The sequence below is a fragment of the Oceanivirga salmonicida genome, assembly GCF_001517915.1.
GTDB lineage: Bacteria > Fusobacteriota > Fusobacteriia > Fusobacteriales > Leptotrichiaceae > Oceanivirga > Oceanivirga salmonicida.
Genome location: NZ_LOQI01000142.1, coordinates 1 through 1,043, shown reverse-complemented (window position 1 = coordinate 1,043; position 1,043 = coordinate 1). Strand labels below are relative to the sequence as shown.

Annotated in this window: 2 protein-coding genes; both read right to left on the bottom strand. The window is 21.4% G+C overall.

What is annotated here, in order from left to right:
- Positions 1-450: hypothetical protein (locus AWT72_RS08640; RefSeq protein ID WP_156413141.1), on the bottom strand; the 450-nt coding region annotated here is incomplete at its 3' end.
- 91 nt (positions 451-541) lie between these two features.
- The coding region (locus AWT72_RS09845) for a hypothetical protein (protein ID WP_197407659.1) at positions 542-1,043 on the bottom strand (502 nt) is incomplete at its 5' end.

Below are 1,043 nucleotides of genomic sequence, written 5' to 3'. Positions count from 1 at the left end.
ATTTTTCCAATTATCATTTAAGAATATTTTAAATATTCTTTCTCTATTCTTTTGGATATATTCATCTATTTTTTCAAAATGATTTCCTTTTGACTTATCATATAGCAATTCATTTATTATATATTCTTTTTCTCTAACATAATGAATATCTAGTTTTAAATCTTTTTCTTTCAAACGGCTTTCATAATTTATTTTAAAATAATTTGTTTTTAATTTTTGGGGTTTATTATGTTCTACAACATAACTTGCTGCTTCTGGAAATTCAATAGAACTATAATAATGTACTGATATATCATCTTCATTTATTATTATATTTTTTTGTTCCTTATATTCTTTAATTATCATTTTTTTATCTGCTTTACTATTATGATTTGAATAACATGATGGAGGGAGTAAAAATGCGATAAATCCCACTAATATGAAAAAAAATCCTTTTATGCTTTCTATCATCTTTTTACTCCTTTTTTATTCTATGATAATTTTTTTATTAGTAAATTTTTCAATTATAGAATCATATTTAAAATATGTTCAATTCTTTTTCCTATAAATCATATATTGCAAATGTAAAAGTATCTTTATTATAGTATTTTTCAAACTCTTTATATAACTCTTTTAATGCTTTTACTTTTTCTGGTGTATATTCAATTTCACCTTCTCTTATATCTGAATCAAAAATCCAATATCCTTCTCCACTAGTATTAGGAACTCTTTCTTCTACATACATTATTAATACTGGATAATCTCCCATATGTTCTATATATTTTCCCCAATCTATATCTTCATATTTTATTTCTTTATTAAAAAATTGCTTTTCTCTTTCTTGTATTTTTACAAATTCTTTTGAATTATCTTCATCAATTGGTGTAATTGCATAATTTTTAATATTTGCATTCCTATTTTTACGAAAATAGAATTTATGATTTTTTTTATTAAAATCAATATTTCTCAATACATCTAATTTGAACTTTACTGCTTCTCCACTTTTCCAATCATCATTTAAGAATATTTTAAATATTCTTTCTTTATTCTTTTGGATATATTCA